This is a genomic window from Catellatospora vulcania (genome assembly GCF_009720385.1).
In the GTDB taxonomy this organism is placed as follows: domain Bacteria; phylum Actinomycetota; class Actinomycetes; order Mycobacteriales; family Micromonosporaceae; genus Catellatospora; species Catellatospora vulcania.
The window spans coordinates 820867-844262 of the sequence record NZ_WARX01000001.1; the positions used below are offsets into that span (position 1 = coordinate 820867).

The window sequence follows — 23396 nt, forward strand, 5'->3', positions numbered from 1 at the left end:
GAGCGCGGGTCAGTGGATGCGGCGACCGTGGGCGTCGGGGATGCCGGATTTGCGGTAGAAGTAGGTGTTGATCTGGTCGCGCCACTCCTGGGCGCTGCGCAGCTGCTCGCCGAGGCGTTCGCGCACCCGGCCGTCCACGTCCGGGGCGACCAGCCCGGCGAGCCCCGCCCACTGCGATCGCATCCGCGCCACCCGCTCCGCACCGTCGAAGTGGGTGTCGTAGATGTGCTGGATCACCGCCTTCCCGCTGCGCAGCAGGTGGGTGTAGGGCACGTGGTGGAAGAACAGCAGCAGCTCGTCGGGGCATGAGTCCAGCGACTCGTAGCGCGCCGACCAGGGCTGCGGGTACTGGCCGGTGAAGCCGGTGCCGGTGGCGCGGGTGCGGTCGACGCCGACGCCGTCGCGGTCGGCGAAGTGGTAGGTGCCCCACGGGGTGTACTCGTAGCCGTCGACGTCGGGGCCGTAGTGGCTGCCGGGCCGGACCATGAACCCGACGCCCAGCGGCGCGGTGTACGACTCGTAGACGTGCCACGAGTCGTCCATGACCTCGTGCAGGGTCCGCCGCAGCAGCTCGGGGTCGGCGGTCGCCGACGGCGTGAAGGTCAGGCCGATCCACTCGTCGAGGACAGCGGCCGGGTCCAGGCGCGGGTTCCAGGCCAGGCGGCCGAAGGCGTACAGGTTGGCCTGAGCGAGGGGGTGCCCGGTCCAGAACGGGTCGTCGCCCACGTTGGACACGGCGACCAGCCCGCCGGGCAGCCCCGTCGGGCCGTTGTCGGCGCCCAGCCCGGCCGCGACCTGGGCCACGGTCCGCCCCCGGCCCCACGGCTCGAACGCCAGCACCTCGCTCCACAGCGGGCCCAGGTAGCAAACGTGCCGCTGCTGGCCGGTGTACTCCTGCGTCACCTGCAGTTCCACTGCCAGCCGGGTGCCGGGCATCGCGGCGATCACCGGCGACACCGGCTCACGGGTCTGGAAGTCGATCGGGCCGTACTTGACCTGGAGGATCACGTTGCCGGCGAACTGCCCGTCGAGCGGGGCGAAGTGGTCGTACGCCGCGCGGGCCCGGTCGGTGCCGCGGTCGCGCCAGTCCTGGCGGTGGTCGTAGACGAACGCGCGCCAGTGCACGACGCCGCCGAACGGCTCCAGCGCGACGGCGAGGGTGTTCGCGCCGTCGGCGTGGGTGCGCCCGTAGCCGAACGGGCCGGGCTGCCCCTCGGAGTCGGCCTTCACCACGTACCCGCCGAAGTCGGGGATCGCCGCGTACACCTGCTGGGTCGTGGCCGCCCACCACGCCCGCACGTCGGAGTGCAGCGGGTCGGCGGTGGGCAGGCCGCCCAGCGCGACGGGGGAGTTGAAGTTCACCGAGAGATGGGTCCGGATGCCGTAGGGGCGCAGCACGTCCGCGAGCGCCGCGACGTCGCCGAGGCGGTCGGTCAGCAGGTGCGCCTCGGTGGCGTGCACGTTGACGTTGTTGACGGTGACCGCGTTGACGCCGGTCGAGGCCAGCAGCCGGGCGTAGGCACGGACCCGGCCGAGGTCCGGGGTCAGCCCGCCGTCCCGCCAGAAGATCGAGCCGCCGGAGTAGCCGCGTTCGACCTGGCCCATCACCGGATGGGTGTCGATGTTGTCCCAGTGGTTCAGCATCCGGCTCGCCGTCACGGGGTGGTGCAGCTCCAGCGGCAGCGTCGCGCCGAACGCCGCCTCGCCGAGCCGGACCACCTGGAACAGGCCGTAGAGCAGCCCCGCCGGTTCGCCGGCCAGGACCACGGTGACGCCGTCGCGCCGTGCCAGCGCGAAGCCCTCCGGGCCGAGCGTGCCCCGCCCGGCCCGGTAGTCCAGCTCGGCCAGCACCGTCGCCGCCGTATCCGGCAGGCCGTCCGCGGCTGTCAACGCCAGCACCAGGTCGAACCGGCCGTCACCGCCGATGCCGCCGTCCGGACCGCCGTCACCGCCCGTGCCGCCGGCGCTGCCCGCGCTGCCCGCGCTGCCCGCGCCGCCCGCGTCGTCCGGCCGAGGTTCCGCCCGTCGTGTCGGCCGGTGGTGCAGGCTGCCGCCGTGCTGTTCGGCGGCCTGGATGACCTCCTGCACGACGGTCTGCGCCAGGAACCCTTCGGCGATGATCAGGGTGCGGCGGGAGCCGAGTGCCCGGAACGCCTCGGCGGGCAGCCAGGCCGGGTGCGGTGTGGCCGTCTGGTCACCAGTCATGGACGGTGCCGTCCTTGAGCCGGTTCACCGGCAGGTACGCGGCCACGTACGGGAAACGCGCGGCGGCCCGCTCGTCGAGTTCGACCCCCAGGCCCGGCTGCTCGCCGGGGTGCAGGTAGCCGTCGACGAAGGTGAACGACTGCCGGAACACCTCGTCGGTCAGCCGGCTGTGCTGCATGTACTCCTGGATGCCGAAGTTGTGGATGGCCAGGTCCAGGTGCAGCGCGGCGGCCATGCCGACCGGCGAGATGTCGGTCGGCCCGTGGATGCCGGACTTGATCTGGTACTGCGCGGCGAAGTCGAGCAGCTTGCGCATGGCGGTGATGCCGCCGGTGTGCGTGACGGCCGAGCGCACGTAGTCGATGAGCTGCTCGCGGATGAGGGTCTGGTAGTCCCAGACGGTGTTGAAGACCTCGCCGATGGCCAGTGGCGTGGTGGTGTGCTGCCGGACCAGCCGCAGCGCCTCCTGATTCTCGGCCGGGGTGCAGTCCTCCAGCCAGAACAGGTCGTATGGCTCGAGGTCCCGGCCGAGCCGGGCGGCCTGGATGGGGGTCATCCGGTGGTGGCCGTCGTGCAGCAGCGGCAGCTCGGGCCCGAACTCGTTGCGCACCGCCTCGAACACGCCGGGCAGGTGGCGCAGGTAGGCGCGGGTGTCCCAGTCCTCCTCGACCGGCAGCGGGGTGCGCTGGGCGGGTTCGTAGTCGTAGCGCTCGCCCTCGGTCTGCGCGGCGACGCCGTAGACCGCGTCGATGCCGGGCACGGAGGTCTGGATGCGGATGGACCGGAAGCCGAGCGCGAGGTGTTCGCGTACGGAGTCGAACAGCTCGGGCAGGTCGCGGCCGGAGGCGTGCCCGTACGCCATGATCCCGTTGCGGGACGCGCCGCCGAGCAGCTGGTAGAGCGGCATCCCGGCGGCTTTGGCCTTGATGTCCCACAGGGCCACGTCGACGGCGGCGATGGCGGCCATGGTGACCGGGCCGCGCCGCCAGTACGCCGAGCGGTACAGGTACTGCCAGGTGTCCTCGATGCGGTGGGCGTCGCGGCCGATGAGCAGCGGCGCGACGTGGTCGGTCAGGTAGGAGGCGACGGACAGCTCGCGGCCGTTGAGCGTGCCGTCGCCCAGGCCGGTGATCCCGTCCTCCGTGGTGATCTTCAGGGTGACGAAGTTGCGGCTGGGGCTGGTGACGATGACTTCCGCGGCGACGATCTTCACAAGGCGCCCTTTCTGGACGGTGCTGGTTCGCCCCGAAATGCTAGGCCCATAAATCAGACGTAATCAAGGACAACCCATAAACTGATATGTTGTATGGGATGGACACACCCCCCGCCGCCTCCCGGCTGCATGCCCGCGTCCTCGACGAACTCGGCGTCGCGATCTGCGGCGGAAAGTTCGCGCCCGGCACCGTGCTCTACATCGACGAGCTGGTCGAACGCTGCGCCGTGTCGCGTTCGGTCGTCCGCGAGGTGCTGCGGGTGCTGGCCTCGATGGGCCTGGTGGAGGCGCGCCGCCGGGTCGGCACCCGGATCCGTCCCGCCGCCGACTGGAACGTCTTCGACCCGCAGGTGATCCGCTGGCGGCTGGCGTCGGCCGAGCGGCTGGTCCAGCTGCGCTCGCTGACCGAACTGCGGGCCGCGGTGGAGCCGCAGGCGGCGCTGCTGGCCGCCCGGCGGGCGTCGTCGGCCGAGGCCGCCGAGCTGGTCGCGCTCGCCGCGAAGCTGTGGGCGGCGGCCGAGTCCGGCGACGAGGCGGGTTTCCTGGCCGCAGACATCGAGTTCCACCGGCGGGTGCTGCTGCACTCCGGCAACGAGATGTTCGCCGGGCTGCACGAACTCGTGGCCGCATCGCTGGTGGGCCGCCATCACCACCACCTGATGCCGCAGCATCCGGACCAGCGTGCGCTGACCCTGCACGCCGACGTCGCGCAGGCGATCCAGCGCCGCGACGGCGAACGCGCCCGGACCGCGATGACCGACCTCATGCAGCAGATACACGACGAGATGAAGGACGCCCACCCGCCCACCGCCTGAGCGAAAGGAAGGGCACCTTCACATCGCTATGCGTTGTGGAAGGTGCCCTTCCTAACGGGTGTCGTCCTGCGTGGCAGGTCAGACGCCGCTGAGGGTCTGGGTCACGCCTGCGGTGAGCAGGCCGTCGTAGTACGCGCCGCCCGGGTAGTGGGTGGCGGTCGTCGTGCCGGCGACACCGTCGGCGGCCCAGGTGACGGCGAGGGTCTGCAGCGCGGTGACGTTCCGGGCCTGCGGCGTGCCCGAGGTCAGCGTGCACAGGCCGTCGGTGCTGGCGCCCTCGGCGTCGCAGTGGCAGCCGGTGGTCAGCCGTACGCCGAGGAACGGGCGGGGCACGTCGTTGGTCAGCTCGACGGTGCCGCTGGCGTCGCTGTTGGCCAGGTACGGCGGCGACGAGATCGCGTACATCGGCAGGGCGGTGGTCTTCAGGCCACCGAAGGCGTTGGCCATGCTCTGCCCGACCGGCGACTTCACCGGGTCGAGCAGCACCAGCGCCTTCACCTTGGCGAACTGGGATGCGTACGAGGTGCGCAGCTTGTTGGCGACGTAGGCGGCGACCTCGCCGCCCGCCGAGTGGCCCGAGATCACGTAGCCGGTCGGCAGGGCCAGCCCGGCGCGGCCGGCCTTGGTGCGCGCGTCGGCGAAGCTGCGGCCCAGCTTGTCGGTGCTGTCGGCGGCCTTGCCGAGCAGGTCGGCGACGTTGTCGAGGAACGCGGTGTTGTTGCCGATGTTGTTGACCGTGCAGCCGTAGAGGTTGGCCGAGGGCAGCGTGGGCGCGAAGACCACGAAGCCCGCGGCGGCGTAGTGCTCGGCCAGGTCCTGCACGTTGCCGTTGCTGCGGGAGAACCCGTGCTGCAGGTAGACCAGGCCGCGCGGGGCGCCGGCCGGGAAGTACCAGTCGGTGTCGGCCTTCATCGTGTAGAACGCGCAGCGGATGTCGACGGTGTTGCTGACCTCGACTACGCCGGGAGCGGCGGACGCGGGCGACGGTGCGGCGAGGAAGGTGGCGGCGAGGGCTAGGGCGAGCACGGCTCTGCGGAACGACATGATGCCTCCGGTTTCCCTTGGTGGAACGGCGTTTCCCTTAGGGAAGATTAAGGAGGTCGGTACCCGGGCAGGTCAAGGCCTCCGATGTGCCATATTGGACGAAGCTCGGATGCCGCTCGTACCGTCACGACGGACGCCAGGAGGTACCACCGCATGAACGGCACGACACGGCACCGCGCGGAACGCTTCGCCGAACTGCACCGCGCAGGCTGCTTCCTGCTGCCCAACGCCTGGGACGCGGGCAGCGCCCGGATGCTGGCCGCCGCGGGCTTCCCCGCCGTCGCGACCACCAGCGCGGGCATCGCGTTCTCCCTGGGCCGCCCCGACCACGACTACCACGATCCCGGACAGTCCCCGGACGACCGGGTCGGCCGCGACACGATGCTGCGCCGGGTACGCGAGATCGCCGACAGCGTCGACGTGCCGGTCAGCGCGGACCTCGAAGACGGCTTCGGCGCGGCGCCCGAGGACGTGGCGGCCACGATCACGGCCACGCTTGCGACGGGGGCCTGCGGCGGCAACATCGAGGACTTCACCGGCGACCGGGCCGAGCCGCTGTACGACCTCGCCCGCGCCGCCGACCGCATCCGGGCCGCCCGCGCCGCCGCCGACACCTGCGGCGAGCCGTTCGTCCTGGTCGGGCGCACCGACGTGCTCCTGGTCGGCGGCAGCCTCGACGAGAGCATCCGGCGGGCCAACGCCTACCTGGCCGCCGGGGCCGACTGCGCGTTCGTCCCCGGCGCGGCCGACGCCGCGACCATCGGCACACTCGTCCGCGAGCTGGCCGGCCCGCTCAACGTCGTCATGGGACTGAGCGGCAACGCGCTGTCGCTGGACGACCTGCGGGAGCTGGGCGTGCGGCGGGTCACCGTCGGCGGCAGCATCGCCCGCAGCATGTACCGGCAGCTGCAACGCGCCGCCCGGGAACTCGCCGAGCAGGGCACCTTCAGCTACGCCGACGACCAGGTCAGCCAGACCGAACTCAACGACGTCTTCCGCCACCGGGCCGGGTGACCGGGCCTGCCCGGCCGGTAGGGACCTGACAGGGCTTGCGCGGCGTTGTACGCTTCCTGCGATGACTACCTCCTCGATCAGATCGGGGGTCCCGTCCGCAAAAGGTGAGTGCTGATGCGCTCCTTGACTGCGATGAGGGACACCCGCCTTGCCCTGTGGCTGCGCGTGCGCGAGTTCGCCGTGCCGCCCTCGATGATCGAAAGTGCGACCGCCCGCCGGGCCGCCGGCGACTGGGCCGGGGCCTGCGCCGCCGCACGTGTCGACGTCGATCTGAACCTGCGTACCGTGGCCCACGCCCACGGCCGGGAGCTTGCCGCCCGGGTCCGCGCAGACCTCAAGAACCTCGCTCCTGACCTGCTGCGCTGGCACATGCCCAGGATCGCGCCGGACGGCCTGCTGCGCCCGGGGCTGACCATCTCCCTGGCCCGCTACCAAGGGGCGGGCACGGTGCATCTCGTCGCCCGGACCGCGCCCGCCTGGGCGGACGCCGGGCAGCGGATCAGCCTCGCGCTGTGGGACGGCTCCGGGTCCGGCGACGTGCCGTACCTGCATCCGCACCCCCACCCGGACCGCCGGTTCCGCCTCGACCTGCACCGCCAGCTGTGGGACGCGCGCCGGTCCGGCGACCTGGCGCACCGGGCCGGGGCAGGCCGGTGGCGGCGCACCGGCCAGCGGGCCGCCACGGACCGGTGGCCCACTCCCGGCCGGGTGTCCGAAGCCGACCAGCCCGTCCGCGACCCGTTGCCGGTCGGGGACGGGTGCGCCGTGCACCGATGGGGGCCGGAGGCGGCCCTGTTGTTGCACGCCGAAGGCCGGTCCAGCGGTGTGGTCGTGGTGCGGCTCGACAGCCGGCACCGCTTCGCGGTCGACGTCGGCGCGTCGCCGGCCGCCACGCGGATCACGGCGGTGCCGTCCCGGGACCGCGCCCGCGCGTCGCTGCTCCTGCCGGACGCCGCGACGTGGGTGCTGCCGGACCTGGAGCTGCTCGACCACGGGCTCATCGACGCCGACGGGCTGCACCCGCTCGTCGCCGCGGCGCTCGCGCCGGACCGCCCACCGCCCACGTCGCGCACCGCGGACGACATGAGCGGCACCCGGTTCGTCGACTGCCGGGGCGAGCAGCACCGGATCGGCCTCGTGGACGGGGTGCTCACCGCGCTCGACCACAGCGCGGTCGAGATCCGGCGCGAGGAGCTGCTGACCGCGCTCGGCGGCCCGGCGCTGCCCTGCCTGCGGGCCGTCGACGAGACACACCGCCACCCGGAGTGCCTCGTCGACGTCCGCGCCCGCCTCGACCACGGCGACGCCGCCGGTGCACTGGCCGCCGTCGAAGGCCTGCTCGGCCCGGACGTGCTGCTACGCAGCGGTGCGCTGCGCGACGAGCTGGCAGCGGCGGCGCAGGGCCGGATCACGCACGGGCTGTTCCGGGCCGGCCTGGCCGGGCTCGGCCGCGGACCCGCCAGCCGGGACCCCAGCAGCCTGCTGACCCGCAACACGGTCCGCACCCGGCCGCGCCACGCCTCGCGCCCCTGACAGCCCACCTCGGCGCTGCCTCCACGACACCGGCTACGGCCGTCGCTGCCCTCATGACACCGGCTCCGGCCGCCCTGGCTCTGCACGCCGGCAACTCGCCGTCTCCGCCGGCCGCCTCGCGGCCCCGCACACCCGAAGGTGATCTCACATGACTGTTACCGTCCCGTCCACCGTCGAACTCTCCCGAGCTGTGGGCGACGTCCCGCAGCTCGACGTCGCCGCCGAGCTGCTCGCGCTGCTCGGCGACACCGCCACCGAGCAGCGTGCCGACACGCAGCTGGAGGCGCTGACCCTGGCCGTGGCCGCCGACCTGCCGGTGCTGCTGTGGGGCGAGCCGGGAATCGGCAAGACCGCCGCCCTGACCCAGCTCGCCGCGTCCCTCGACCTGCCGCTGACCACGGTGATCGCCAGCGTGCACGAACCGTCGGACTTCTCCGGTCTGCCCGTCGTCGGCGACGACCCCGCCGTACAGGGCGTCCCGATGGCGCCGCCGGACTGGGCCGTACGCCTGGTGCGGGCGGGCCGCGGGCTGCTCTTCCTCGACGAGCTGTCCACCGCCCCGCCCGCCGTGCAGGCCGCGCTGCTGCGGCTCGTGCTCGAACGCCGGGTCGGGGCGCTGCGACTACCGCCCGGGATCCGGATCGTGGCCGCCGCCAACCCGCGCTCGTCGGCCGCCGACGGCTGGGAACTCAGCGCGCCGCTGGCCAACCGGTTCGTCCATCTGCAGTGGACCCACGACCACGACGTCGTGGTACGCGGCCTCGGCGGGACCTGGCCGAGGGCGTCGCTGCCCCGGCTCGACCCGGACCTGCTCGGCGATGCCGTGGCATACGCCCGCCGGGCCGTCTGCGAGCTGCTGGCCACCCGTCCCAAGCTCGTGCACCGGTTGCCCGACAGCGAGACCCGCCGGGGCGGCGCATGGCCCTCGCCCCGCAGCTGGGACATGGCGCTGCGCCTGATCGCGTTCGCCACCGCCGCGGGAACCTCCCGGGAGGTGCTGTCCATGCTGGTCCGCGGCACCGTCGGCGACGGCCCCGGGCTGGAGCTGCTGGCGAGCCTGGACCGGATGGACCTGCCGGACCCGGAGACGCTGCTGGCCGACCCCGCGTCGGCCGTCCTGCCCGACCGGGGCGACCTGCGCCAGGCGGTGCTCGACGGCGTGGTCGAGGCGGTCCGCCGGCGGCCCGACCAGTCCCGCTGGGACGCGGCCTGGGCGGTCCTGGTCCGAGCCCTGGAGACCGGGGCCCCGGACCTGGTCGTGGTGCCCGCGGCGACGCTCGCCGCGCTGCGCGACGACGACTGGACGGTCCCGGCGGAGATCGAGCGGCTCGCCGGCGCGGTGTCGCTGTCGCAGCGGGCCGACCGCGCCGCCGAACGCACCCCCGTCGGCGCCGGCCGATGACCATGGACCTGGAGAAGCTCTACGCCGCCCGGCTGCACGCCGCCCGGGTCCGGCCGTACCTGGCCACGGCGCTGTTCGCCTTGACCGTGGTGGAGTCGCGGCGGGTGCCGACGATGGCCGTGGACAGGCAATGGCGCTGCTACGTCTCGCCCGGTTTCGTGGACGCGACCCCGGTCGAGGAACTGGCCGGGGTATGGGTCCACGAGGTCTCCCACCTGCTGCGCGACCACCACGGACGCGGCGACCGGGTCGCCGCCGCACGCGGCCTGACCGGCCCGGGGGAGCGCCTGCGCATCAACATCGCCGCCGACTTCGAGATCAACGACGACGTGTACGGCGACGGGCTGGCCCGGCCCGCCGACGTCGTCGTCCCGGGCATGCTCGGGCTGTGCGCGGGCGAGCTGATGGAGGACTACCTGCGCCAGTTCCGGCTCGGCCGGCATACCCAGGGCATGGTCTGGCTCGACTGCGGCAGCGGCGCCGACGGGCTGGACCGCGAATGGGACCTGGGACCCGGCGGCGCGCACGGGCTCAGCGACCAGGAGCAGGACGCGGTCCGGTTCCGGGTGGCGCAGGGCGTCACCGGAGCCCCGGGCTGCGCCCCGAAGGGCTGGCAGCGCTGGGCCGAAGACGTGTTCCACCCGCCGCAGCCGTGGCGGGACCTGCTCGGCGCGGCGGTCCGGTCCGCGGTGACCTCCGCCGGGGCAGGCGACGACTACACCTACGGCCGGCCGTCGCGGCGGTCCGCGGGCCTGCCCGGGGTAGTCCTGCCGAGCCTGCGGCGCAGGCCGCCCCGGGTCGCCGTGGTCATCGACACGTCCGGGTCGGTCAGCGACGCCGAACTGGGCAGCGCGCTGCTGGAGGTCACCGCCATCGCCCGCGCCGTCGGCGGGCGGCGGGACCTGGTCACGGTGCTGTCCTGCGACGCGGCCGCCGGGGTCGCGTACGCGCTGTGCCGGGCGGAGGGCATACCGCTGACCGGCGGCGGGGGCACGGACCTGCGCGCCGGGTTCGCCAAGGCGCTGCGGCTCAGCCCGCGCCCGGACGTCGTCGTGGTGCTGACCGACGGGCAGACGCCCTGGCCGCAGGCACAGCCACCGTGCCGCACGGTGGTGGGACTGTTCCCCCGGCCGAGCAGGTACGACGAGGACGACGAAGGGTACGTCCCGGATACGCCGCCGGACTGGGCGCGGGTGGTCACCATCGGCTGAGCGCGGCAGACAAATGGTCTCCCGACCCTAGTCTTCCACGCCCTCGTAGAACACCACGAGAGCGAGGACGTAAAGAGCGACGGTCAGCACGAGCGAGATCCACGCCAGCGGACTCGTCACGTGCAACAGGGCGAAGATTCGCACGTAGGCGTACACGTAGAAAGCGAGCGGCAATGCGATGAACACCAGGATCTCGGTGATCCACGCTGCTTCCAGCACCTTCTTCATCCGGCCGCTCCGGGCGATCGCGTCGGGCTCGGAGGTGACGAAGAAGAGGTTCGGCACCAGCAGCGTGTCCAGATCCGAGCGGTACAGCCCGGGAAACGCGTGTTCGTTCAACGAGAAGTAGGTCTTGTTCACCACGGAGCGCTGGACGTTGAGGATGGCCGCCCGGGCGAAGAGTCCGACCATGACGACGGGGATGAGCGCGGTGAGGAAGTGGAGATTCCCCAACTTCACACCGCCGACGCTCACCTCCTGGACTCCTTGCACATCGATGAGGACGAAAAGGGCGGCCAGCAGGAACATGAACCCCAGAGCCTTGTTGAGCTGACCGACGATCGAACGCTGCTCGGCCAGGAGCAGGTTCAGGTACTCGCGGACGAGTTCCGGGCTGGTCTTCTCGTCGTCGAGGAACTGCTTGACGCGGTCGGCAATGCGACGCTCAGGGCTGCTCGGCATGTTCCTCGGGCTTTCTCTCCGCTGTGGAATCGCCGGGTGCGCCACAGTGAATCAGGGTTGCCCGGCGGTGGCTCCGGGCGCAACAGCCGGCCAGGTCTGTCGACTTCGCCGGGTGGATCGAAGCAGTCCACGCGCCAGTGCGCGACGTGGTGACTCCGTGCACGCCACATTGAGCCTTCACCTCGCACGCGAGCATCGCGGTCGTGGCCTTGAGCTGTTGTCGGCGCTCGCGATCGGGATGGTGTCCGCGCGTCTACGCTTCAGCACGTGGAGAAGTTCGTCGGCCTCGTCGATCCCGCCGCTCTCACGCTTGAGCAGGCGCGCCAGATCCGAAGATGGCGCGTGGACGAGGAGGCGAGCTGGCGAGGTGTCGCCCAGGCCGCGACGGAGCTGTGGGGTTCCGAGTTCGGTGACAACCAGCTGTACGGCGAAGATCTGTGCCGGGCAGCTGCGTTGATACTCGGCGAGGACGCGCGCCGGGAGCCATGGGACTAGCTCCGGGAGGGCCCCGATGTGACGGCGTCACGGGAGGCGGTCCGATGCGTCGGCGCGAAAGAAGGCCTGTCCGATGATCGGACAGGCCTTCTGATCTGGTGGGCGATACTGGGTTTGAACCAGTGACCTCTTCCGTGTCAAGGAAGCGCGCTCCCACTGCGCCAATCGCCCGTGCTGTCGTGCTGTACTACGAGGTGGAGACGGGATTTGAACCCGTGTACACGGCTTTGCAGGCCGTTGCCTCGCCTCTCGGCCACTCCACCGTGGTGACGCCTTGCGGCGGTTCTCCGAGCGGATGACGAGATTCGAACTCGCGACCCTCACCTTGGCAAGGTGATGCGCTACCAGCTGCGCTACATCCGCTTGTAAGGTTTGCCCGCCTTCCGGCGTGCTTGCCCAACGGTTGAGAACTTTAGCCGGTCCGCAGAGGTCTTGACAAACCGGGGTCCCCCGGCGCGTCACGCTGCGGGGCTCTTGGCCAGCCCGGTGCAGCGTGCAGCCTGGTCAAGCCTGCCCTGTACGGCCTTGAGCGCGGCTCCGGTCACCGGCTTGGGCTGTCCATTGTTCGAGACGACCCCGGGGGTGAACTGCCTGGTTTCGACCTTCCCATCCTTGATCGTCACGGTCAGCAGGCCGGTGTCGGTGCTCTTGGAGGTCGAGTACCAGAGGAAGTTGCCCAGGCCGTAGTGCACGTAGGCGCCGCCGAGGAAGCCGTCGGCGAGCAGCACGTGCGCGTGGGTCCCGATGATCAGGTCGGCTCCGGCCGCGGACAGGGCTTTGGCGATGCTCTTCTGGTCGCCGTTGGGGCAGCCCTGGCCCTCGGTGCCCCAGTGCATGAACGCGATCACCACGTCGGCCTGCTCGCGGGCGGACTTGACGGCGGCGACGGCCAGCTTCCGGTCGAACGCCATGGCGATGCCGGGGCGGGTGGCGGTGGGCTTCCACTGCTCCTTGAGCTCGTGGACCTGCGACATGCCGACGACGGCGAGCCGGACTCCCTTCACGGTGACCAGGTGGGGGGCGTACGCCTCGGTGGTGTTGTGGCCCGCGCCGACGATCGGCATCCCGGCGGCCTTGGCGGAGTCGAGGGTGTCGAGCAGGCCGACCTGGCCGTAGTCGAGGGTGTGGTTGTTGGCGATGGACACCAGGTCGATGCCGGCGGCCTGGATCGCCGCGTACGCCGTGGTCGGCGCCCGGAAGTGGAACTCCTTGGGCTGCGGGGTGCCGCGGTCGGTGACCGCGGTCTCCAGGTTGACCATGGCGAAGTCCGCGGCGCGCAGCTGCTCGGCGTACGGGCCGAAGGCGGTGTCCGGGTTCTTCAGCAGGGGCAGGGTGCGCCCGGTGAAGTGCACGTCGCCGGCGAACGCCAGGGTGATCTCAGCGGCGGGCGGGCTGCTGGGCGCGGCGCTGTCCGCGGGCGCGGGCACCGGGGGTGTGCCGCCGGGCTGCTGCCAGACGGCGGGCTCCTCGCCCGAGCAGGCCGCCAGGGCGACGGCGAGGGCCAGGGCCAGGGTGCGGCGGACGGCGCGGGGGGAGGTCACGGCACGAGGGTACGGGCAGGTGAAGGCGTTTCGCATCACCGTCTCGACCGGCTTGCCGACATCCGGGGGGATACCCGGTGGCGGGGCCGCCGGAGGACCCGCTAAAGTTCTCTCCTGTCAGGCAGCGAGCCGCAAGGCCAGCTGAGGGACGTGCGGATGTAGCGCAGCTGGTAGCGCATCACCTTGCCAAGGTGAGGGTCGCGAGTTCGAATCTCGTCATCCGCTCTCTTTCCCCGAAATCGCCGGGACCCCCACGGGTCACCGGCGATTCGCCTTTCCCGCCCCGCCCCGCCCCCGCCCCGCCACCGGCCCTCCGGCCACCGCCTCCTGGCGCAACTCTGAAGGACTTGCGGCCTCGTGGCCCCTCGGAGGGCGCGACTCTTTAAGTGTTGCGCAGGGGATGGGGCGGGTCAGGGGGTGGGGGCTTCGCCGCGGAGGTAGGGGGCGGGGATCTCGTCGGTGAGGTAGACGCCGTTGGCGCTGCGGTAGAAGGTGTGGCCGTCGGCGGCCATCGCGGCGGCGTCGACGATCAGGATCACGGGTGCGCCGTGGCGGCTGCCGACGTTGCGGGCGGTGTCGGGGTCGCCGGACAGGTGCACGTGGTGGCGGCTGCCGCGGTGCACGCCGCCGGCCATGATCGAGTCCAGGTTGCGGCGGGCGGTGCCGTGGTAGAGCCGCGCGGGCGGGGCGATCGGGGCCAGCCCGAGGTCGACCGGCACGGAGTGGCCCTGGCTGGCCCGGATGCGGTCGCCGTCGACGGCGAAGCGCTGCTTGTCGTTGTCGGCGACTACGGCGTCGAGGGTGGCGCGGCTGATGGCCTTGCCGTGGGCGCGCATCGCGGCCAGCAGGGTGTCGATCGGCACCCAGCCGTCGGGGCCGAGGGTGATGCCGATGCTGTCGGGACGGTGCCGCAGCACGTACGACAGTTGCTTGCTTATCTTCTTCAGGTCCATGTCGGGGCTCACGTTAGCGGCGCGGGGCGGATCCGTCGATCGAATACGTCGTGCCGGGACCCCTCCACGGTGCCGGTCCGCCGCGTGTACGAGGCGGAGGTGGCGATGACCTACGCCGAGTCGTTCGAGGAGTACGCGCGCTCCCGGCTGCCGATGCTGGCCCGGGTGGCGTACCTGCTCACCGGCGACCCGTACCTGGCCGACGACCTGGTGCAGCTGACGCTGCTGCGCCTGGCGTCGCGCTGGGAGCAGGTGTCCGCCGCGCGCGAGCCGGACGCGTACGTGCGCCGGATCCTCTACACCCAGCACGTGTCCTGGCGGCGGGTGCGCCGGGAGGCGCTGCCGGTCGCGGTGCTGCCGGAGCGGGCGGCGGCGGACTTCGCGGGCGAGACGGTGACCGCGCTGGCGGTGCGCGAGGCGCTGGCCCGGCTGGCGCCCCGGCAGCGGGCGGTGCTGGTGCTGCGCTACTTCGAGGATCTGAGCGAGGCGGAGACGGCCGCGGTGCTGGGCGTCGCGGTCGGCACGGTGAAGAGCCAGACCAGGGATGCGCTGGCGCGGCTCCGGAGGATCGCTCCCGAGCTGTCGGATTCCTTGGCGGAGGTGAACCGGTGAGCGAGACGTTGCGGGAAGCGCTGCGGCGGGCCGCGGAGTCCGCGCCGGTGCCGCGGCTTGACGGGCAGCTGTGGCGGCGGGGCCGCCGGCGGCGGCGGATGCGCCGGGCGGCGACGACGCTGGCCGGGTTGCTGCTGGTGGCGGGCCTGGCCACGCTGCCGGGTCTGGCGGGCGGCGGCGTGCTGCCCGGACCGGCGCAGGGTGACGTGATCGTGGGCAGCCTGGGCAAACCCTTCCCGTGGCAGCTGTCGCACGAGGCGGGGCCCAACGGCCCGGTGGTGGCGGTGTTCACCGACGACGACACGTTCTCCGCGGGGGCGGGAGTGCTGGTCGGTCAGGACGGCTCGTACCGGCTGCTGCCGATCGACCCGGGCAAGGAGCTGGGGCTGGTCTCACCGGACGGCCGCCACCTGGCCCGGGACTTCCAGCTCGTGGACCTGGTGACCGGGCGGGTCGGCGCGGTGTACGGGCGGCCGCTGGCCTGGTCGCCGGACGGGCGCCGGCTGCTGCTCTGGGTGGACCGCGCCGACGGGTTCACCCGGCAGTACGTGGACGGCGCGGAGAGCGACCCCGCGCGTCCGGACGAGATCGTGGTGTACGACCTGGACACCGACCAGTCGCTGCCGATCATGAATGTCGACACGGCCCCGCCGGTGGGGGCATTCGCGCCGGACGGCGACCGGATCGCGGTGAGCTACGGGACGGCCGACAGCGGGCTGCACCAGCTGGTGATCGTTGACGACATCACCGGCAGCCCGTCGACTTCTCACGTGCTGACCGGCGAGCAACGGCTGGCCGGCCCGGCCGCGTGGACGCCGGACGGGCGCTCCGTGGTGCTGACGGTCGCGGACGGGTGCGCCTGGTCCGCCTGCCAGGCAAGGCCGGACAGCCTGCGCGGCTGGCGGATGCAGTATGTCGACGCTGCCACGGGTGCGGTCACCGACGAGGAGGCCCGCGGCCGGGCAGGGCTGCCGCGGGCGCTGGCCGGGTGGCGGGACGGGCTTCCGGTGTTCGTCGAGGGCGGGCGCTTTTCGCCGCCGGAGCTGGTGGTGGCGCGTCCCGGCGGAGGGCGGGAGGTGCTGCTGGCCGGCCCGGCGGGTGCCGGAGAGCTGGACGTGCCGCGGGATCTGGTCGAGCACGGCACGTTCGGTGTTTACACCGCGAACCCGTTGCAGGCGCAGCCGTGGGCGTTCGTGGGCCTCGCCGCCTGCCTGGCGCCGCCGGTGGTGCTGCTGGTGGTGCTCCGGCTGCGCAGGAGGGCGCTCAGGGCGTTGCCGGGGCTACGGGTAGGGCAGGGTGCGGGGCCCGACGATCTGCGCGCCGAGGGCGGTGACGCGGTCGCGTAGGCCGCGGTCCGCGGTGGCGACGACCACGGCAGGCCGCGAAACGCTCTCCTGGCGCACCAGGTCGACGATCGCGTCGTCGCCGCTGCGGGACGCGGCGAGCACCCGCACTCCCGGTGCGTCCGCGACGCCGCGGGCCGCGCCCTCGACGACGAGCACCACGTCCAGCGGGCCGGGCAGCTGCGGCAGGCCGGTGTCGGCGATGCGCGCGACGGCGTCGCGCAGCCGGGTGGCGGCCCCCTGGCGGTCGCGCCACCAGCCGTCGGGCACGGAGCCGACGACGTTGGCGGCGTCGACGACGAGCAGCGGGCGGGGCGCGGGTGCGGTCACAGTGCCAGTTTCATACCCAGGTGCGTTCCTTCGAAGCCCAGACCCTCGTAGAAGCGGTGCGCGTCGGTGCGGGACCGGTCGGTGGTGAGCTGCACCAGGCCGCAGCCGTCGGCGCGGGCGCGGTCGATCGCCCACTGCACGAGCCGGCGGCCGGTGCCGTGGCCGCGCTGGTCGGCGCGTACCCGCACGGCCTCGATCAGGGCGCGGCGCATGCCGCGGCGGCTGAGGCCGGGGATGACGGTGAGCTGCAGCGTGCCGACGACCTCGCCGCCGCGTTCGGCGACCACGAGGAGCTGGTGCGGGTCCGCGTCGAGTGCGGCGAAAGCCTGGGCGTACGCGGGATCCGCCGGGTCGCCCTCCCGGGTCGCGCCGAGCGGGTCGTCGGCGAGCATGGCGACGATGACCGGCACGTCGGCGAGGGTGGCGCGGCGAATTTCAAGATCACTCACGGGCGCGACGGTAGCAGAATGCCGACGCTGCGCGGACCTACCGTGGCGCACGCCCTCTACGCTGGCGCGCATGGAACGTATCTCTCGTGTTTGGGCCGCTGTGGTGGCCGGTTTCCTGGCCACCGTCCTCGTGCCCGCCACCGCGTGGGCCGAGGAGTCCGGCGTCGCCGATGTGCTGCGCAAGAAGAAGGGCGTCAGCTTCGGCTTCGGCGGCATCTTCGGCCTGATCTGCTGCCTCGTCGTGATCGCGATCATCGTCGGGGCAGTGTTCCTGGTGATGCGCAGCCGCAAGAAGTAGTGCACGCGAAGACGCCGGTGGGCGCGCGCGGGGCGCGCCCACCGGCGTCTGTCGTCGCAGGTCAGGCCGGGACGGAGCTGCGGACCATCGTCAGCACGTGCTCGACCAGCGTGATCAGCACGTTCTTCACCGACATCCGGTCGCGCGCGTCGGTGAGCAGCACGGGCACGTGGCCGTCCACGTCCAGCGCCTCGCGCACCTGCTCGGCGGTGTAGCGCTGGTCGTTGTCGAAGCAGTTGACCGCGATGACGAACGGCGTGTTGCGCTGCTCGAAGTAGTCGATCGCGGCGAACGAGTCGGCCAGCCGGCGGGTGTCGGCCAGCACGACCGCGCCCAGCGCGCCGGTGGCCAGCTCGTCCCACAGGAACCAGAACCGGTTCTGCCCCGGGGTGCCGAACAGGTACAGCACCAGGCTCGGGTTGATGGTGATCCGGCCGAAGTCCATCGCCACCGTCGTGGTGGTCTTGGTGGCGACCCCGGTGGTGTCGTCGGTGCCGACGCCCGCGGTGGTCAGCACCTCCTCGGTCCGCAGTGGAGCGATCTCACTCACCGCGCCGACCAGGGTCGTCTTGCCGGCGCCGAAGCCCCCGGCGACCAGGATCTTGAGCGCCTGGGGGACCGGTGCGGTGTCAGAGCGCACGGAGTCCATGGATCACCGCCTGCAGGGTTTCGACGTTCGGGAGATGGTCAGTGGGGGGAGGATCGTATCGAGCGATCAGCCCGTCGGAAAGCAGATCACACAACAGGACCCGGACGACACCCAGGGGCAGGTCCACGCGGGAGGCCACCTCGGCCACCGCGCGGGGCTCCTGGGTCAGCGCCAGGATCGCCTGGTGCTCCGGGCTGGGGGTGTCCGCGGCCAGCGTCGCCGTGGCCACCAGGTAGGTGATCAGGTCGAAGTCGACGGTGGTGGGCCGGACCCGGCCGCCGGTGACCATGTACGGGCGCACCACGGGGCCGGCCTCGTGGTCCCACCAGGCCGGGCCTTCCTCGACACCGTCGAGCGGATCAGTGGACATCGGTGCCCGGCCGGGACGGTGTGGCCAGATGCGTGCCCACGCGGGTCGCCAGCATGGCCATCTCGTACGCGAGGATGCCCAGGTCGCTGTCCGGGTCGGCCAGCACCGCCAGGCAGGAGCCCTGCCCGGCCGTGCTCACCAGCAGGAACGCCTCCTCCATCTCGACGATGGTCTGGCGCACCTGGCCGCCCTTGAAACGCTGGCCGGTGGCGGTGGCGAGACTGGAGAACCCGGACGCGACCGCCGACAGGTGCTCGGCGTCGTCGCGGGACAGCCCGCTGGAGGCTCCCGTGAGCAGTCCGTCGACCGAGAGCACGACGGCGCAGCGGGCCTGTGGGACCCGGGCGAGCAGGTCGTCGAGCAGCCAGTCGGTCGCGGGTCGGGTCGTCGTCGGTACCACGTCAGGCACGTCCTTCCAGGGTGGAGCTGTCTTCCATACCGGCGCTGTCTTGCGGGGTCGGTGCTGTGGCGGGTGCATCCCCGTTCGCGGTGCTCTCGGTGACGGCCTTCGCGCGCCCGCGCACGGTACCCGACTGGAACGCGGACATCATCGTCCGGACCTGGTCGGCGCTGCGCTGGCGGGGGACCACGGGGGTTTCGGCGGTGCCCAGCGAGACGGTGGTCTCCTCGGTGACCGGGGCGGTCTCGGGGGCCGCCTTGCGCACCCGCTTGGGCAGCAGCGCGGTGGTCTCCTCGCCGCCGGAGCCCAGGTCGACGGTCTGCTCCTCGACCGGAGCGGCCGGTGCGGCCTCGACGGCGCGGGGGGCGCGCGGGGCGAAGATGCCCAGCGGCTCGCCCTTGTCGGTCGGGTCGGTCAGGGCCAGCTCGGTCGGGATGAGCACGACGGCCGTGATGCCGCCGTATGACGAGGAGCGCAGCCGCACGTTGATGCCCTGCCGCGCGGCCAGCCGGGCCACCACCAGCAGGCCCAGGCGGGCGCTGCTGGAGGGGTCGAACGCGGGCGGCTCGGCCAGCTTGCCGTTGGCCTCCAGCAGCTCGGCGTCGCTCATGCCCAGGCCGCGGTCCTCCACGTGCAGGGCCAGGCCGTTGCCGACCTGCTCGGCGAAGACGCGCACCCGGGTGTGCGGCGGGGCGAACGAGGTCGAGTTCTCCAGCAGCTCGGCCAGCAGGTGGATGATGTCGCCGACGGCCCGGCCGACGATCTTCACGTCGGGCATGCGGTCGATGGTGACCCGCTGGTAGTCCTCGATCTCGGAGGTCGCGCCGCGCACCACGTCGATGACCGGCACCGGGTGCCGCCAGCCGCGGCCCGGGGCCGCGCCGGCGAGGATGACCAGCGCCTCGGCGTGGCGGCGCATGCGGGTGGCCATGTGGTCGAGCCGGAACAGGTCCTCCAGCTCCTGCGGCTCGGTGGTGCGCCGCTCCATCCGGTCCAGCAGGGTCAGCTGGCGGTGCAGCAGCGCCTGCGAGCGGCGGGCGATGTTGAGGAAGACCTCGCTGATGCCGCGGCGCAGCACGGCCTCGTCGACGGCGGCACGCACCGCGGTGCGCTGCACGGCGCCGAAGGCGTGGCCGACCTGGCCGACCTCGTCGGTGCCGACGGCGACCAGCGGCACGTCGGTCAGCGACGGGTCGTTGACCAGTGCGCCGGGCTGGCGCAGCGCGGCGATGGCGCGGGGCAGCCGCTCGTGGGCGACCTCGAGGGCCGACACCCGCAGGCGCTCCAGGCGGCGGACCACGGAGCGGCCGGTGCGCAGCGCCAGGACCAGCGAGATCGCCGCGCACAGCAGGCCCAGCAGCGCGGCGACGATGGTCTGCGCGAAGGCCGCGATGCCCAGCTCGTTGGCCAGGTCGGAGGTGGCCGCGGCGGCCGCGCCCTCGGTGGCGTCCATCTGCGCGTAGATGGCGTCGTTCGTGCTGCGCCAGGTGGCGGCGTCGACGAGCACCTTGCCGGGGCGGGAGGTGCTGAGCGTCTCCTCCATCGCGAACAGGGTGCCGTAGGTGTCGCTGTCGAAGATCTGCCGGAAGTGCTCGCGGTGCGGCTCGGGCAGGGCGGCCAGCGCCTCGTCGTGCACCTGGCGCCGGGCGCCGACGGCGCGCAGCAGGTGGCCCTGCTCGGCGAGGGTGAGCTTGCCGTCGGCGACCGCGCCGGTGATCACGGCGTCCTCGCGGGCGAGCAGCTCACGGGCCCGGCTGATGGCGAAGATGCTGTGCGCCAGGGCGGCCAGGTCGGGGTCGGCGAGCTTGGTCATCGGCGTGAACGCCTGGTACAGCGTGTCGATGATCTCGGAGTAGCGGCGTACCACGGCCGTGGGGTCGGCGTTGCCGGCGTCGACGTCGGTGCGCAGTTCGGGCAGCTTGGCCAGCTTGGCCAGGAAGGCGTCGACCTGCGCGAGCTGGTCGGGCGGCAGGTCGTCGCGCAGCTTGCTGTCGGCCAGTCGGGTGTGGAACTGCTGCTCGCGCTCGTCGGTGGCGCGCCGCTGCTCGGCCAGCGCGGCCGAGCCGGGCTTCTCGGCGACCGAGACCCGCCGCTCCTTCTGCAGCTGCACCATCATGCGCTCGCCGTACGCGCCGAAGACCTGCTCGTAGTCGCGGGCGGCGAGTAGATTCAGCGCCCCGCCCGCGCTGACGGCCACTCCGAAGACGGAAAGGCCGGTGATGGCAACCAATGGCACCACTGCCAGGGTCATGATCTTGGCGCGAATGCTCCAGCCACGGTTTCTCACACTGACCACGTCCAAGGTACGGCTCACCGCGACGTCACCATCGTGTTCCGGGGGCCAGCCGGTGCACGAAGCGGAACCATGACACGCCACAGGTCGCTATCTGACAATGCCTCCGGGCAGTGAACCTAGTCGGCTCTGGAGTTCCTGTCCACTGCGGTGAATCTCCATTGTGGACAAGGTCACTTAAGGCGATGGAGCGCTTGCGCAGGGTGTATGGGCTTGGCTCGCCGCCGGTCGCCCGGCACACTGTCGCACGGCAGCGGCGTCATATCTGGAGGGTCATCGATGGGCGACATCGTCACCGTGGTCTCGGCGGCACTGTCCGTGCTCGGCGCGATCGTCGCCGGCGTCATGACCACCTGGTCGGCGCGCCGCAACGCGATGTTCGAGCACCGGCTGGCCGCCGAACGCCACGAGGCCAGCAAGGCCGAGCAGGCCCAGGAGGTGATCAGCCGCTACCGCGAGCCGCTGCTGCTGGCCGCGTTCAACCTCCAGTCCCGCCTGCACAACGCTGTCGGCGGCGTCTACCTGGCGGAATATCTCAACCACGAGGATGAGGACGAGCGCCGCTACGCCCGCGACTACACGGTCTACGTGCTGGCCGACTACCTCTGCTGGGTCGAGATCATCCGTCGTGACCTGCGGTTCCTCGACCTGGGCGACGAGGACAGCAACCGCACCTTCAACCGGCACCTGACGCTGGTCGGCACGGCGTTCTCGTCGCTGAAGCTGCCGGGCACCCACTTCCGGCTGTTCAAGGGCCAGCAGCGGGCCATCGGCGAGCTGATGATCGAGACCGCCAACGGCCGGGCCGACAGCATGACCTACCCGGCGTTCTGCGCCCGGCTGGACCAGAGCCTCGAGTTCCGCCGCTGGTTCCGCCGGCTGCTCGACGACGTCGCCGAGATCGTGGCCCAGGACTGGGCAGGCAACGAGCGGCTGCTGCGGGCCCAGCACGCCCTGATCGACCTCATCGACTTCCTGGATCCGGCCCGGACCCGGCTGCCGGACGACCGGGCCAAGCTCGCCGAGGCCGCACCCGCGCCGAGCCAGGCTGCCGCGCCCGTGGTGGTGTAGCCGGCGCCGGCCGTGGGATGACGCCGTGCGAACAGGTGGCGGCCGGATCGACCGGGGTGCGACCGTCGTTGTCGGACGGGGTGGCTACGGTGGCGCGCATGTCCGAACCGACCGAGCCGCCCTGGACCGCCGAACAGGTCCAGGGACTGGCCCCCGACGCGGCGTCGTTCGCCGCGGCCCGCAAGCTCGCCGGCAAGTCCGGCTGGAGCAGCACCGGCACGGGTGGCAGCCCGTCCGGGCTGTGGGGCCTGTGCCAGGGCAGCGGCAGCACGCCGTACCAGATCTGCGTCGACCTGGCCGAGCCCGCGTACCGCTGCTCGTGCCCGAGCCGCAAGTTCCCCTGCAAGCACGCGCTGGCGCTGCTGCTGCGCTGGTCGGCGGGGCAGGTCGCGGCCGAGGAGCCGCCGTTGTGGATGACCGAGTGGACCACCTCCCGCGAGGCGCGCGCCACGAAGAAGGCCGAGCAGGCCGCCGCGCCGCGCACCGAGGCGCAGGAGAAGGCCGCGCAGCGCCGGGCCGACAAACGCGCCGAGTCCGTCGCGGCGGGCATCGCCGAGCTGCGGACCTGGCTGTCCGATCAGGTCCGGCACGGCATCGCCGGGCTCGACCAGGCCGGCTACCGCCCGTTCGAGCAGGTCGCGGCACGACTCGTCGACGCGCAGGCACCCGGCCTGGCCGCGGCGGTGCGCCGCCTGGCCCCGGTGCCCAGCTCCGGCACCGGCTGGGAGCAGCGGCTGCTGGCCGAACTGTCGCTGCTGCACCTGCTGTCCGGCGCCGCGGCGAACCCTGACGCGCTGCCCGACGACCTGGCCGCGACGGTGAGCAGCCGCGTCGGCCACGCCGTGACCACCGAGCAGGTGCTGGCCGGGCCGCCGGTGCGCGACCGGTGGCAGGTCGTCGGCACCCGCGACGACACCGAGGACAAGCTGACCAGCCGCCGGGTATGGCTGCGCGGCCGCGACACCGGACGCGCCGCGCTGATCCTGTCGTTCGCGATGCCCGGCCAGGCGCTGCCCGTCGACCTTGTGCTCGGCACCGAACTCGACGCCGACCTGACCTATTACCCCGGGGCGGCCCCGCTGCGCGCCCTGGTCGCCGCGCGCCACGGCACACCCCGGGCCTGCCCGGTGCCCGGCCCGGCGCAGACCGTCGCGCAGGCCCTCGACGAGGTCAGCGCCGCGCTGGCCGGCGACCCGTGGCTGTTCCAGTGGCCGGTGCTGCTGCGCGGCGTGCTCGCCCCCGGCAGCCCCTGGCACCTGGTGGACCCCGACGGCGACGCGCTGCCCCTGGACCCGGCGCTGGGCGAGCCGTGGCGGCTGGCCGCCGTCGCGGGCGGACACGAGATCACCCTCGCGGCCGAGTGGGGCCCGGCCGGGCTGCGCCCGCTCGCCGTGTACGACGGCACGGAGGTGGCACGCGCATGAGGCCTTATTACTACGCCGCGCCCCGGACCCCTCAGCGCGCCCACCACGCC

At 72.6% G+C, this 23396-nt stretch carries 23 protein-coding genes and 4 tRNA genes; 12 read left to right on the forward strand and 15 right to left on the reverse strand.

From position 1 onward, the window contains the following. Positions 1 to 9 precede the first annotated feature (9 nt). The gene (locus tag F6W97_RS22935; protein ID WP_155372468.1) at positions 10 to 2205 is read right to left on the reverse strand and encodes an alpha-glucuronidase; all 2196 of its coding nucleotides are present in this window, start codon (positions 2203 to 2205) and stop codon (positions 10 to 12) included. Next, positions 2195 to 3418 carry a D-mannonate dehydratase ManD gene (gene manD / locus F6W97_RS22940; RefSeq protein ID WP_155372469.1) on the reverse strand — a complete coding sequence of 408 codons (1224 nt, stop codon included), beginning with the start codon at positions 3416 to 3418 and terminating at the stop codon, positions 2195 to 2197. Before manD ends, F6W97_RS22935 begins: the two co-directional genes overlap by 11 nt. Positions 3419 to 3516: 98 nt before the next feature. On the opposite strand from manD, the gene F6W97_RS22945 reads away from it, so the two are divergent. Next, on the forward strand, positions 3517 to 4233 hold the full coding sequence (locus F6W97_RS22945) for a FadR/GntR family transcriptional regulator (protein ID WP_196279278.1): 717 nt from the start codon (positions 3517 to 3519) through the stop codon (positions 4231 to 4233). A gap of 78 nt (positions 4234 to 4311) precedes the next feature. On the opposite strand, the gene F6W97_RS22950 is transcribed toward F6W97_RS22945, so the two are convergent. Beyond that, positions 4312 to 5277 (reverse strand): alpha/beta hydrolase, encoded by a 966-nt coding sequence (locus F6W97_RS22950; protein WP_155372471.1) that lies wholly within the window; start codon positions 5275 to 5277, stop codon positions 4312 to 4314. A gap of 153 nt (positions 5278 to 5430) precedes the next feature. On the opposite strand from F6W97_RS22950, the gene F6W97_RS22955 reads away from it, so the two are divergent. From F6W97_RS22955 to F6W97_RS22970, 4 genes are all read left to right on the forward strand, one after another. Continuing rightward, entirely contained in the window at positions 5431 to 6291 is an 861-nt protein-coding gene (locus tag F6W97_RS22955; protein WP_155372472.1) for an isocitrate lyase/PEP mutase family protein, read from the forward strand. A 114-nt stretch (positions 6292 to 6405) separates the two neighbouring features. Then, on the forward strand, positions 6406 to 7824 hold the full coding sequence (locus F6W97_RS22960) for a hypothetical protein (RefSeq protein WP_230686887.1): 1419 nt from the start codon (positions 6406 to 6408) through the stop codon (positions 7822 to 7824). Positions 7825 to 7972: 148 nt separating this feature from the next. After that, complete coding sequence (locus F6W97_RS22965) at positions 7973 to 9226, forward strand: AAA family ATPase (protein ID WP_155372474.1); 1254 nt, start codon at positions 7973 to 7975, stop codon at positions 9224 to 9226. Beyond that, positions 9223 to 10437 (forward strand): vWA domain-containing protein, encoded by a 1215-nt coding sequence (locus F6W97_RS22970; protein ID WP_155372475.1) that lies wholly within the window; start codon positions 9223 to 9225, stop codon positions 10435 to 10437. Before F6W97_RS22965 ends, F6W97_RS22970 begins: the two co-directional genes overlap by 4 nt. Positions 10438 to 10464: 27 nt before the next feature. On the opposite strand, the gene F6W97_RS22975 is transcribed toward F6W97_RS22970, so the two are convergent. Further along, a complete protein-coding gene (locus tag F6W97_RS22975) occupies positions 10465 to 11118 on the reverse strand; it encodes a hypothetical protein (protein WP_155372476.1) in 654 nt (217 codons plus the stop codon). Between the two features lie 267 nt (positions 11119 to 11385). On the opposite strand from F6W97_RS22975, the gene F6W97_RS22980 reads away from it, so the two are divergent. Then, positions 11386 to 11613, forward strand: coding sequence for a hypothetical protein (locus F6W97_RS22980; RefSeq protein ID WP_155372477.1), 228 nt, complete (start codon positions 11386 to 11388; stop codon positions 11611 to 11613). A gap of 96 nt (positions 11614 to 11709) precedes the next feature. Here F6W97_RS22980 and F6W97_RS22985 read toward each other — a convergent pair. From F6W97_RS22985 to F6W97_RS23000, 4 genes are all read right to left on the reverse strand, one after another. Beyond that, a tRNA-Val gene (locus F6W97_RS22985) sits at positions 11710 to 11784 on the reverse strand. 21 nt (positions 11785 to 11805) lie between these two features. Beyond that, positions 11806 to 11876, reverse strand: a tRNA-Cys gene (locus F6W97_RS22990). A 27-nt stretch (positions 11877 to 11903) separates the two neighbouring features. Continuing rightward, positions 11904 to 11976, reverse strand: a tRNA-Gly gene (locus tag F6W97_RS22995). 95 nt (positions 11977 to 12071) lie between these two features. Beyond that, positions 12072 to 13154 (reverse strand): CapA family protein, encoded by a 1083-nt coding sequence (locus F6W97_RS23000; protein WP_230686888.1) that lies wholly within the window; start codon positions 13152 to 13154, stop codon positions 12072 to 12074. Between the two features lie 152 nt (positions 13155 to 13306). Here F6W97_RS23000 and F6W97_RS23005 point away from each other — a divergent pair. Continuing rightward, a tRNA-Gly gene (locus F6W97_RS23005) sits at positions 13307 to 13379 on the forward strand. Positions 13380 to 13564: 185 nt separating this feature from the next. On the opposite strand, the gene F6W97_RS23010 is transcribed toward F6W97_RS23005, so the two are convergent. After that, positions 13565 to 14107, reverse strand: coding sequence for an RNA 2'-phosphotransferase (locus F6W97_RS23010; RefSeq protein ID WP_155372479.1), 543 nt, complete (start codon positions 14105 to 14107; stop codon positions 13565 to 13567). 105 nt (positions 14108 to 14212) lie between these two features. Between F6W97_RS23010 and F6W97_RS23015 the strand changes: the two genes are divergently transcribed. Both F6W97_RS23015 and F6W97_RS23020 read left to right on the forward strand, forming a co-directional pair. Next, positions 14213 to 14719: a SigE family RNA polymerase sigma factor gene (locus F6W97_RS23015; protein ID WP_155372480.1), complete on the forward strand. Its 507-nt coding sequence runs from the start codon at positions 14213 to 14215 to the stop codon at positions 14717 to 14719. Next, entirely contained in the window at positions 14716 to 16065 is a 1350-nt protein-coding gene (locus F6W97_RS23020; RefSeq protein WP_155372481.1) for a TolB family protein, read from the forward strand. Before F6W97_RS23015 ends, F6W97_RS23020 begins: the two co-directional genes overlap by 4 nt. Here the strand turns inward: F6W97_RS23020 and F6W97_RS23025 are convergent. Next, positions 16000 to 16392 carry an NTP pyrophosphohydrolase gene (locus tag F6W97_RS23025; RefSeq protein ID WP_155372482.1) on the reverse strand — a complete coding sequence of 131 codons (393 nt, stop codon included), beginning with the start codon at positions 16390 to 16392 and terminating at the stop codon, positions 16000 to 16002. The two genes, F6W97_RS23020 and F6W97_RS23025, sit on opposite strands and share 66 nt — an antisense overlap. Continuing rightward, positions 16389 to 16841 carry a GNAT family N-acetyltransferase gene (locus tag F6W97_RS23030; RefSeq protein WP_155372483.1) on the reverse strand — a complete coding sequence of 151 codons (453 nt, stop codon included), beginning with the start codon at positions 16839 to 16841 and terminating at the stop codon, positions 16389 to 16391. The genes F6W97_RS23025 and F6W97_RS23030 overlap by 4 nt, the downstream gene beginning before the upstream one ends. A 70-nt stretch (positions 16842 to 16911) precedes the next feature. Here F6W97_RS23030 and F6W97_RS23035 point away from each other — a divergent pair, with 70 nt between their 5' ends. Further along, positions 16912 to 17139, forward strand: coding sequence for a hypothetical protein (locus F6W97_RS23035; RefSeq protein ID WP_155372484.1), 228 nt, complete (start codon positions 16912 to 16914; stop codon positions 17137 to 17139). Between the two features lie 61 nt (positions 17140 to 17200). On the opposite strand, the gene F6W97_RS23040 is transcribed toward F6W97_RS23035, so the two are convergent. From F6W97_RS23040 to F6W97_RS23055, 4 genes are read right to left on the reverse strand one after another with little or no spacing between them, the layout of a single operon-like run. Next, a complete protein-coding gene (locus tag F6W97_RS23040; protein ID WP_120318925.1) occupies positions 17201 to 17788 on the reverse strand; it encodes a GTP-binding protein in 588 nt (195 codons plus the stop codon). Then, positions 17769 to 18158: a DUF742 domain-containing protein gene (locus F6W97_RS23045; RefSeq protein ID WP_155372485.1), complete on the reverse strand. Its 390-nt coding sequence runs from the start codon at positions 18156 to 18158 to the stop codon at positions 17769 to 17771. The genes F6W97_RS23040 and F6W97_RS23045 overlap by 20 nt, the downstream gene beginning before the upstream one ends. Then, entirely contained in the window at positions 18148 to 18558 is a 411-nt protein-coding gene (locus tag F6W97_RS23050; protein WP_230686981.1) for a roadblock/LC7 domain-containing protein, read from the reverse strand. The genes F6W97_RS23045 and F6W97_RS23050 overlap by 11 nt, the downstream gene beginning before the upstream one ends. A 1-nt stretch (position 18559) precedes the next feature. Beyond that, positions 18560 to 20809 (reverse strand): sensor histidine kinase, encoded by a 2250-nt coding sequence (locus F6W97_RS23055; RefSeq protein WP_155372487.1) that lies wholly within the window; start codon positions 20807 to 20809, stop codon positions 18560 to 18562. A gap of 321 nt (positions 20810 to 21130) precedes the next feature. On the opposite strand from F6W97_RS23055, the gene F6W97_RS23060 reads away from it, so the two are divergent. Together F6W97_RS23060 and F6W97_RS23065 are read left to right on the forward strand one after the other, a co-directional pair. Beyond that, positions 21131 to 21922 carry a hypothetical protein gene (locus F6W97_RS23060; protein ID WP_155372488.1) on the forward strand — a complete coding sequence of 264 codons (792 nt, stop codon included), beginning with the start codon at positions 21131 to 21133 and terminating at the stop codon, positions 21920 to 21922. Positions 21923 to 22020: 98 nt separating this feature from the next. Further along, the gene (locus F6W97_RS23065) at positions 22021 to 23346 is read left to right on the forward strand and encodes an SWIM zinc finger family protein (RefSeq protein ID WP_155372489.1); all 1326 of its coding nucleotides are present in this window, start codon (positions 22021 to 22023) and stop codon (positions 23344 to 23346) included. The last annotated feature ends 50 nt before the right edge of the window (positions 23347 to 23396 follow it).

Bases quoted from the DNA above. Each gene is read 5' to 3' on its own strand.
- F6W97_RS22935 (WP_155372468.1), bottom strand. From the start codon at position 2,205: ATGACTGGTGACCAGACGGCCACACCGCACCCGGCCTGGCTGCCCGCC.
- F6W97_RS22945 (WP_196279278.1), top strand. From the start codon at position 3,517: ATGGACACACCCCCCGCCGCCTCCCGGCTGCATGCCCGCGTCCTCGAC.
- F6W97_RS22950 (WP_155372471.1), bottom strand. From the start codon at position 5,277: ATGTCGTTCCGCAGAGCCGTGCTCGCCCTAGCCCTCGCCGCCACCTTC.
- F6W97_RS22955 (WP_155372472.1), top strand. From the start codon at position 5,431: ATGAACGGCACGACACGGCACCGCGCGGAACGCTTCGCCGAACTGCAC.
- F6W97_RS22960 (WP_230686887.1), top strand. From the start codon at position 6,406: ATGCGCTCCTTGACTGCGATGAGGGACACCCGCCTTGCCCTGTGGCTG.
- F6W97_RS22965 (WP_155372474.1), top strand. From the start codon at position 7,973: ATGACTGTTACCGTCCCGTCCACCGTCGAACTCTCCCGAGCTGTGGGC.
- F6W97_RS22970 (WP_155372475.1), top strand. From the start codon at position 9,223: ATGACCATGGACCTGGAGAAGCTCTACGCCGCCCGGCTGCACGCCGCC.
- F6W97_RS22975 (WP_155372476.1), bottom strand. From the start codon at position 11,118: ATGCCGAGCAGCCCTGAGCGTCGCATTGCCGACCGCGTCAAGCAGTTC.
- F6W97_RS23010 (WP_155372479.1), bottom strand. From the start codon at position 14,107: ATGGACCTGAAGAAGATAAGCAAGCAACTGTCGTACGTGCTGCGGCAC.
- F6W97_RS23015 (WP_155372480.1), top strand. From the start codon at position 14,213: ATGACCTACGCCGAGTCGTTCGAGGAGTACGCGCGCTCCCGGCTGCCG.
- F6W97_RS23035 (WP_155372484.1), top strand. From the start codon at position 16,912: ATGGAACGTATCTCTCGTGTTTGGGCCGCTGTGGTGGCCGGTTTCCTG.
- F6W97_RS23040 (WP_120318925.1), bottom strand. From the start codon at position 17,788: ATGGACTCCGTGCGCTCTGACACCGCACCGGTCCCCCAGGCGCTCAAG.
- F6W97_RS23045 (WP_155372485.1), bottom strand. From the start codon at position 18,158: ATGTCCACTGATCCGCTCGACGGTGTCGAGGAAGGCCCGGCCTGGTGG.
- F6W97_RS23055 (WP_155372487.1), bottom strand. From the start codon at position 20,809: ATGACCCTGGCAGTGGTGCCATTGGTTGCCATCACCGGCCTTTCCGTC.
- F6W97_RS23060 (WP_155372488.1), top strand. From the start codon at position 21,131: ATGGGCGACATCGTCACCGTGGTCTCGGCGGCACTGTCCGTGCTCGGC.
- F6W97_RS23065 (WP_155372489.1), top strand. From the start codon at position 22,021: ATGTCCGAACCGACCGAGCCGCCCTGGACCGCCGAACAGGTCCAGGGA.